Annotated in this window: 7 protein-coding genes; 3 read left to right on the top strand and 4 right to left on the bottom strand. The window is 52.5% G+C overall.

Going from position 1 to position 7,195, the window contains the following annotated elements; all coding sequences use genetic code 11:
- A partial coding sequence (locus MYY08_RS05585; RefSeq protein WP_288013738.1) for a helix-turn-helix transcriptional regulator occupies positions 1 to 507 on the top strand: 507 nt, incomplete at its 5' end.
- Here the strand turns inward: MYY08_RS05585 and MYY08_RS05580 are convergent.
- Both MYY08_RS05580 and MYY08_RS05575 read right to left on the bottom strand, forming a co-directional pair.
- Entirely contained in the window at positions 488 to 1,138 is a 651-nt protein-coding gene (locus MYY08_RS05580) for an acyl-homoserine-lactone synthase (RefSeq protein WP_038624196.1), read from the bottom strand. The two genes, MYY08_RS05585 and MYY08_RS05580, sit on opposite strands and share 20 nt — an antisense overlap.
- Positions 1,139 to 1,471: 333 nt before the next feature.
- Complete coding sequence (locus tag MYY08_RS05575) at positions 1,472 to 2,080, bottom strand: TetR/AcrR family transcriptional regulator (RefSeq protein WP_052133861.1); 609 nt, start codon at positions 2,078 to 2,080, stop codon at positions 1,472 to 1,474.
- A gap of 311 nt (positions 2,081 to 2,391) precedes the next feature.
- Between MYY08_RS05575 and MYY08_RS05570 the strand changes: the two genes are divergently transcribed.
- Both MYY08_RS05570 and MYY08_RS05565 read left to right on the top strand, forming a co-directional pair.
- The gene (locus tag MYY08_RS05570) at positions 2,392 to 3,618 is read left to right on the top strand and encodes a Tm-1-like ATP-binding domain-containing protein (protein ID WP_038624200.1); all 1,227 of its coding nucleotides are present in this window, start codon (positions 2,392 to 2,394) and stop codon (positions 3,616 to 3,618) included.
- A gap of 2 nt (positions 3,619 to 3,620) precedes the next feature.
- Positions 3,621 to 4,451 carry a phosphoenolpyruvate hydrolase family protein gene (locus MYY08_RS05565; protein WP_038624202.1) on the top strand — a complete coding sequence of 277 codons (831 nt, stop codon included), beginning with the start codon at positions 3,621 to 3,623 and terminating at the stop codon, positions 4,449 to 4,451.
- Between the two features lie 94 nt (positions 4,452 to 4,545).
- Here MYY08_RS05565 and MYY08_RS05560 read toward each other — a convergent pair whose 3' ends face one another.
- Both MYY08_RS05560 and MYY08_RS05555 read right to left on the bottom strand, forming a co-directional pair.
- Positions 4,546 to 6,219 carry a ShlB/FhaC/HecB family hemolysin secretion/activation protein gene (locus MYY08_RS05560; protein WP_288013733.1) on the bottom strand — a complete coding sequence of 558 codons (1,674 nt, stop codon included), beginning with the start codon at positions 6,217 to 6,219 and terminating at the stop codon, positions 4,546 to 4,548.
- A gap of 55 nt (positions 6,220 to 6,274) precedes the next feature.
- Positions 6,275 to 7,195, bottom strand: a 921-nt coding sequence (locus tag MYY08_RS05555) for a hypothetical protein (RefSeq protein WP_288013730.1), incomplete at its 5' end; no start/stop codon positions are given.

The following is a 7,195-nucleotide window of genomic DNA, read 5'->3' as shown; positions in this document are numbered from 1 at the left end:
GCTCCTTTCTCATGGGATGAGAATATTACCATTAATAGCGAACTCAATTTTTCTAAAATATTTAACCTGTCTAAAAATTATAAAATTGTAAACGGCCATACATTTATTTTGCATGATTATTACAATAACCTCGCGCTGCTCTCTATTCTGATGAATGAAAATGGCGTTAATGAGACCGAGGCGATTGTTAAAGACAATGAAGATAAGCTGCAGATGCTGCTTATTAAAGTGCATGACAAAATTGTCACGCTCTACAAGGAACTGGACAGCAACACCGCCGCTAAAAAGCAGTTAAGCAAAGATATTTTCTCGCCGCGTGAAAATGAGATCCTTTATTGGGCAAGCGTCGGCAAAACCTATCAGGAAATAGCGCTCATCCTGGGCATTAAAGTCAGCACTGTGAAGTTTCACATTGGCAACGTGGTGAAAAAACTGGGCGTAATGAACGCGAAACATGCCATCAGGATGGGCGTTGAGCTACAGCTGATTAAACCGGCTGCCGGTTAGGCTGAAAATTCAGCGGCCAATTTGCTAACTCTTTGTCAATAAAAAGTTTATCCGGGTTGGCTTTTTCAATCAGCGTGTTGCGGTTTTGATCGTCGATGGGAAGAAATACGATATAGATTTTCTCTTTTTTCTCGGAAAGCGTCTGCTCAATAACGGAAATTTGCCAGCCGGAACGTTTCAGAATGCGTAACATCGCATGGCTGACCAACGTATATATTCCCTCATAGCCGTAATGGCGTGCATAATTCACCATCGCCAGAAACAGCATGTTGCTAATAGGATATTGATAGAGTTCCGTACTGCGGGCGCGATCTTTATCGACGAAAAAACGGCTTGACTCAATATAGTTCCCCTGCGGCAGTTCGACTTTATCAAACCATGGCGCAAAGGTGTGGCTGATCATATTTGGATAGCGGGTTTCGATAAATCTCACGCTGCATAATACGTTATCGTTATGGATACCAAAGACGTATGTAGTATGCTCATTATCATACTCATCAAATTCCATACCGTTGATGCAGTTAACAGCCCAGTCCAGGCGATCCTTAAAGGTTTCCTTTCTCAGGATAAAGAGTTCACTTGACCTCTGTTCTGATAATTTTTGGTAGTTGATATCAAGAAAATTTATCATGCTAGCTCCATTTCGATGATGTTGTTTTGCATCTGAATTACAAAACCCGCCCCAGAAAGCGATAACTATTCCGGTAAAATCCTGCAACGATTTTCGCTTTTTCCGACGCGCTTGTACAGCGGACAAAAGAATATGTGTCAGACGACGAGAAGGACTGTTGTAATCCCTTACTAATAGGGGCAAGCGGGCGTCGCTATCTTTGACCACGCGGGAAAACACGACAGCATGATAAAACCGCTTAGCCCGGACTAAACGGCGATAAGGCTGGCCAGCCTGGAGAGCCGACGCGTGCGTAACCCGCGCGCCGGAATAAGAAGCTATACTGCACGCTGGTCAGTCGTTTGACAGTGCGTCCTCACGCGCCTGCCGCACAATCGCTTTGGCGATCCAGCGGGCAACATCCTGCAACGCATCGTCATCGCAGCCCCAGATATCCTTCATCACCAAAAAGATCTCTGAGCCGTAGACCAGCGACAGCGCATACATCACCTTTTGCAGCACAGCGGGCGGCAGCTCTGCGCGCAGCGGTTCAACGACGCGCTGCAACGTTTGCTTGCGGTTGCCGCGCACCAGCTTTTCTTTAATCATCGGCAGATCGGTAGAGCGCGACTGCGCCCACTGCGTCAGCGAAAGGTGCAACGCGGCGCGCAGCGTGCCCTCATGTTGCAGCATGCGTGGAAAAGCGAATGCCAGCAGTTCGTCGATGCGATCGCCGACATCCGCCTGTGTTGGCTGGAAATTTTTCATCGGGCTGAGCGTTTCGGTGACGATGGCGGAGACGAGGGCGCTTTGTGTCGGAAAATAGCGATATGCCGTCGCGCGCGAAAGCTGTGCGGCCTGCGCCACTTCAGTAATGGAAGGAAAACTGCCGCTATCGAACATTTTCATTGCCGTTTCGATTAATAGCCGGCGCGTACGGGCGCGCGTGGACGTCATCGGCATGCCTGCCTGGGTGTCCCTTTCTATCACTTTAACCTCTTGTTTTCTCAATATCGGGCAGATTGCCCGTCTGGTCGCATAGCACAGTCGGCACTATATCAGACTTGATGTTTTTTACAGCGAACAATTCGATCTGGTTAATCATCAGTTTTTTCTCAATAATGCCGAGACGCGCATTTCATTCACTTGATTTATCAATCGTGACAATGATACTGTTGTCTCGAACGAGGGGAATTTTTCCGCCCGTAGAGTGCATTTTGGTTTTTATTTCATTTTTATCAAGTCTTTAATGGCTAATATAACAGGAACGTTTAATGAAAACGAAAGAAGAAACCGGTTACATCTATGTGGCCGCTACGGCGGATACTAAAGGAATAGAACTGTATTATGTTTGTGATTTGATAAGGAAAACTGGCCTTCAGGTAAGGTCTGTTGACCTGTCAGCACAATCACTTAGCCGCGTTTCTGAGGCAGATGTCACCCCTGAAGAGGTGGCTGCGTTTCATCCGCAGGGCATCGACGCCGTCTTCTGCAACGATCGGGGATCGGCTATCGCCGCCATGAGCCTCGCTTTCCAGAATTTTCTTAAATCCCGTCAGGATGTCGCGGGTATCCTGGGCCTGGGCGGCTCGGGCGGTACCGCAATGGTGACCCCCGCGATGCAGGCTTTGCCGGTCGGCGTGCCGAAAGTGATGGTTTCTACTATGGCGTCCGGCGATATCTCCGGCTATATCGGCGCCAGCGACATCAGCATGCTCTATTCCGTCACCGACGTGGCGGGGCTGAACCGCATTTCACGCAAGGTACTGGGCAACGCCGCCCACCAGATCGCCGGCGCGGTACTGTTTCAGCCTGATGAAAACGCGAACGATAAGCCAGCGCTGGGGCTGACCATGTTTGGCGTCACCACGCCCTGTATTCAGGCGGTGAGCCAGCAACTGGAAAATGATTTTGATTGTCTGGTTTTCCACGCCACCGGCAGCGGCGGCATGGCGATGGAAAAACTGGCGGAGAGCGGCATGCTGGCTGGCGTGCTGGATCTCACCACCACGGAAGTTTGTGATTTACTGGCTGGCGGCGTACTGGCCTGCGGCGAAACGCGCTTTGACGCCATCGCCCACTCACAGATTCCCTGCGTTATTTCCTGCGGCGCGCTGGATATGGTCAATTTCGGCCATCCGTCGAGCGTGCCGGAAAAATATGCGGACCGGCTGTTCTATCACCATAATGCCCAGGTCACGCTCATGCGCACCACACCAGGGGAAAACCGCGAAATAGCGAAGTGGATTGCCGCCAAGCTAAATCGTTGCGAAGGAGAGGTACGGTTCCTGATTCCAGAAGGCGGCTTCTCCGCGCTCGACGCGCCGGACATGCCGTTCTGGTCGCCCGAAGCGAATGACGCTTTTATCGCCACGCTGGAAGCAGAACTGATACCGACCGAAAAAAGAAAAATAATTAAATTACCTTATAACATTAATGATCCAGAGTTTGCTGACGCCGCAGTTCAGGCGTTTCGTACTATCAACACCAGGGAGTTTTAATCATGTCTGCGTTTAATCGACAGGAGTTGCTGGAGAAGTTCCGCGCCATGATCGCCCGTCGCGAGCCGATTATCGGCGGCGGCGCCGGCACCGGCCTTTCTGCGAAATGCGAAGAGGCGGGCGGTATCGATCTGATCGTTATTTATAACTCAGGCCGCTATCGCATGGCGGGACGCGGTTCGCTTGCCGGGCTGCTGGCCTACGGCAACGCCAACGAAATCGTGGTGGATATGGCGAAAGAGGTGCTGCCGGTCGTGAAAAAGACGCCGGTGCTGGCGGGCGTTAACGGCACCGATCCTTTCTGCCATTTCGACAAGTTTCTTGACGATCTTAAGGCGCTGGGCTTTTCCGGCGTGCAAAATTTCCCAACCGTCGGCCTGATTGATGGTAACTTCCGCGCCAATCTGGAAGAAACCGGCATGGGTTACGGGCTGGAAGTGGAGATGATCCGTCTGGCGCATCAGAAAGATATGCTGACCACGCCCTACGTCTTCAGCGCTGAGGATGCGGTGGCGATGACCGAAGCGGGCGCGGATATTATCGTGCCGCATATGGGCTTAACCACCGGCGGCAATATCGGCGCGGAAACGGCGTTAAAGCTGGAGGATTGCGTGCCGTTAATTAATGAATGGGCGCAGGCGGCGAAAGCGGTGCGTGAGGATGTCATCGTGCTGTGTCACGGCGGCCCGATTTCCACACCGGAAGATGCGCAGTTTATTATGAACAACTGTCCGCAGTGCGACGGCTTCTACGGCGCCAGCTCAATGGAGCGGCTGCCGACGGAAACCGCGTTAACCAATACAACAAAGCAGTTTAAAGCTATTCAGCGTTAATTTTCGGCGCCAACACCGGCTCCTGCTATCACAGCCGCGACATCCGACAACGGTGGCGCGGCTGTTCTTTTTGTCAGGCGCCAGCGCCCCGGTTTTAATATTCCCACTGCACATTGAAGCCGAGCGTTATGGTATCCGTCTGATAGCCCGCAGGCTTCCAGAGTGGCGTACCGGCAAACAGGTGATAACCGACTCCCCAGCGTTCACCGCACAGGCCCAGCACGCCGCCCGCCAGCTGTTTTCCTTCCTCCGCGTTGTCGGCGCGGCTGATAATACGCCCGTAATCAATGCCGGTATAAAGCCGCTGATCCCACTGTGGTAAATGCAGGTTAACGGTATTGCTCAGGAACCAGCCGCTGTTGCCGGTCAGGCTGTTTTCACCATCGAAACCGCGCACGCTCCAGCGGTTGCCAATGCTGAAGCGGTCCTGGCTTACCAGCTTGTCGGGCGACGCCTGTAGCAGGAAGTGCGGCTGATAGCTCATCTGTGCACCAGCCAGCTGAAAAGGGAGCCAGGCCTGCATATCAAACGTCATCAGCCGACCGGCGCGGTGATAACCGTTGTACAACATCTCGGTGGTAGGGCGGTTGCCAAACCACGGCACGTTGCGTTGCAGGCTGAGCGTGGCGTCGACCACGCCGTTTTCCAGATAGCGGCGGTGGGCGAGCGACAGGCGCGCATTGGTTATCTCTTTTTGCTGCAGTTCAATTTCCGTATCGTTGAGAAAATAGCGGTAGTCGCGCTGATTGATCTGGGCGCTTAAGGTGGTTTTCTGCGTCGCGTCGCGGTGCAGCAGGCGACTGAGTTGTAGGCTGAAATTACGGCTTTTGCCACTGTAGTAATAGTCCGACAGCTCGCCGGTCAGCGGCTGGCTGTAACGGTTTTCGCTGGCGTAGAGATCGAGCAGCCAGTAGCCGTAGGGCACTGAATACCAGGCGGCGTAGTTGCGGCTGCCGCGCTGCTGTTGATATTCCAGCGTCTGCCCCAGGGAAAAATAGAACAGATCGTTTAACCGGGTAGGGTTATCGAGATAAAACGCCGCGCCACCCTGATAGCGTCCGGTATAGCGGCTACCAGCGTCATCCAGCCAGAACGAGGCGCGCCAGCCGCGGTTTTGCTGTCGCGAGACAGTGATATCACTGGTGCCGGGTTGTTCGCCGGGCGCCAGCTGGATCGCGACATCGGTATGGGGAACGCGCTGCATATTCTCCAGTCCCTGTTCGACGGTGCGTAGATCCAGCAGATCGCCTGGGCGCAGGGGAAAAGCGGCGTTAAGGTAGATATTGTCGCTGCTGCCTTCAGCAAGCTTGAGCTGGCCTACGTGCCCGGCGTTAATGCGCAGCCTGAGCGTGCCGTCGCCCGCCCGCTGATCGGGCACGTTGACTCTCGACGTGATATAGCCCGCCTTCATAATGCGATTTTCCAGCAGCCTGACTAAATGGCGCACGTTTGGAACGTTAAGGCAGCGACCGAGACCCCGATCCGCGATGCGCTGCACAGGAAGCCAGGCGGGAAGGTCGCTGCGGTTTTCAAGATGGATCGCCTTTATTCTCAGGCAGCCTTCGGTATCGGTAAATTCACCCGTGTCGTTGTCAGCGACCGTGACGCTTCCCTGTACCGCTTTCCCGGTTGTGGTCAGGCTTTTCTGGCGCGCCTTTTGCTGTTCCTGCTGATGCAGACTTTGTTGTTCAATAATGGCGCTGGGAGTGCTGGAGAAAGAGGTGATGGGCAGAATCAATAATGCCGAAAATAGCAGCCTGTAAGACATATCGCTTCCCTGAGAAAAAAACGTGCCGCCTGTGACGGCACGGTAAAGTGATTAATTATTTAATAGAGTTAACAACCTGCGGATCAATATCATCGTTTCCAGGCGTGTCCTGCGCTTCCTCTGCCGGATCCTGCGCTTCCTCAGTTGGATCCTGCGCTTCCTCAGTTGGGTCCTGCGCTTCCTCAGCCGGATCCTGCGCTTCCTCAGTCGGGTCCTGCGCTTCCTCAGTTGGGTCCTGCGCTTCTTCAGCCGGGTCTTCCGGTTCCTCAACCGGTTTCAGCGTGTTAACTAATTTAACATCGCCAACGAGCTGGCCAGAGTTCTTGAAAGAATGGGAATAGATCAGAGAATCAGCAGATTCGATCGTACCGCTGTTTGTCACTACGGGCGCGCTCAGCACAATATTATTAGCGCCTTTCAGCACGCCGCTATTAGACAGCGAGTTGGTAACGTCTGCGCTCAGCCAGTCGGCGGCGTTCAGCTCACCATAGTTTTCAAAATCTTTGGTTTTCAGGGAAATGGTGTTGCCGGTAATCGCTTTTTTGTTATCGAAATTGCCTTCCGCCGTAATGGTTACCGCGTTGTTCGCCTTGATCACGTTATGGTTGCCTAACGACTTCTGTACGCGATAATCAACATTGCGGCCAGCGGTGATCTCGCCCTGTTTCGTCTCGGTTACCGGGAAGAACCACCAAATGTTATAGGCATAATTATTATCTACCTTACCCACATCAAGGTTAACGTCACGCCCAGCCTTAACGGCGGCGTCAGCCATATACAGCATATTGTCCACCTTCAGGTTGACATCATTGTTTGCCTTAATATGGCTGAATTTGTTATCCAGATCTTTCGCTGTAATATTGACATCGTTAAACGCGTAAATCTGACCTTCATTGACGACCTTATCCGCGTTAATCCCGATATTGCCCAGGCTGTGAATGCCTTTATTTTCTGTATAGTTATTTATATCGAATTC

This window comes from Mixta sp. (assembly GCF_024610815.1).
Lineage (GTDB): Bacteria > Pseudomonadota > Gammaproteobacteria > Enterobacterales > Enterobacteriaceae > Mixta > Mixta calida.
Note: the sequence above shows the minus strand (reverse complement) of the source record. Positions and strands in the feature narration are given on the sequence as shown.

Excerpts from the sequence above, each read along its gene's own strand:
- MYY08_RS05575 (WP_052133861.1), bottom strand. The coding sequence starts at position 2,080 with ATGCCGATGACGTCCACGCGCGCCCGTACGCGCCGGCTATTAATCGAA.
- MYY08_RS05570 (WP_038624200.1), top strand. The coding sequence starts at position 2,392 with ATGAAAACGAAAGAAGAAACCGGTTACATCTATGTGGCCGCTACGGCG.
- MYY08_RS05580 (WP_038624196.1), bottom strand. The coding sequence starts at position 1,138 with ATGATAAATTTTCTTGATATCAACTACCAAAAATTATCAGAACAGAGG.
- MYY08_RS05565 (WP_038624202.1), top strand. The coding sequence starts at position 3,621 with ATGTCTGCGTTTAATCGACAGGAGTTGCTGGAGAAGTTCCGCGCCATG.
- MYY08_RS05560 (WP_288013733.1), bottom strand. The coding sequence starts at position 6,219 with ATGTCTTACAGGCTGCTATTTTCGGCATTATTGATTCTGCCCATCACC.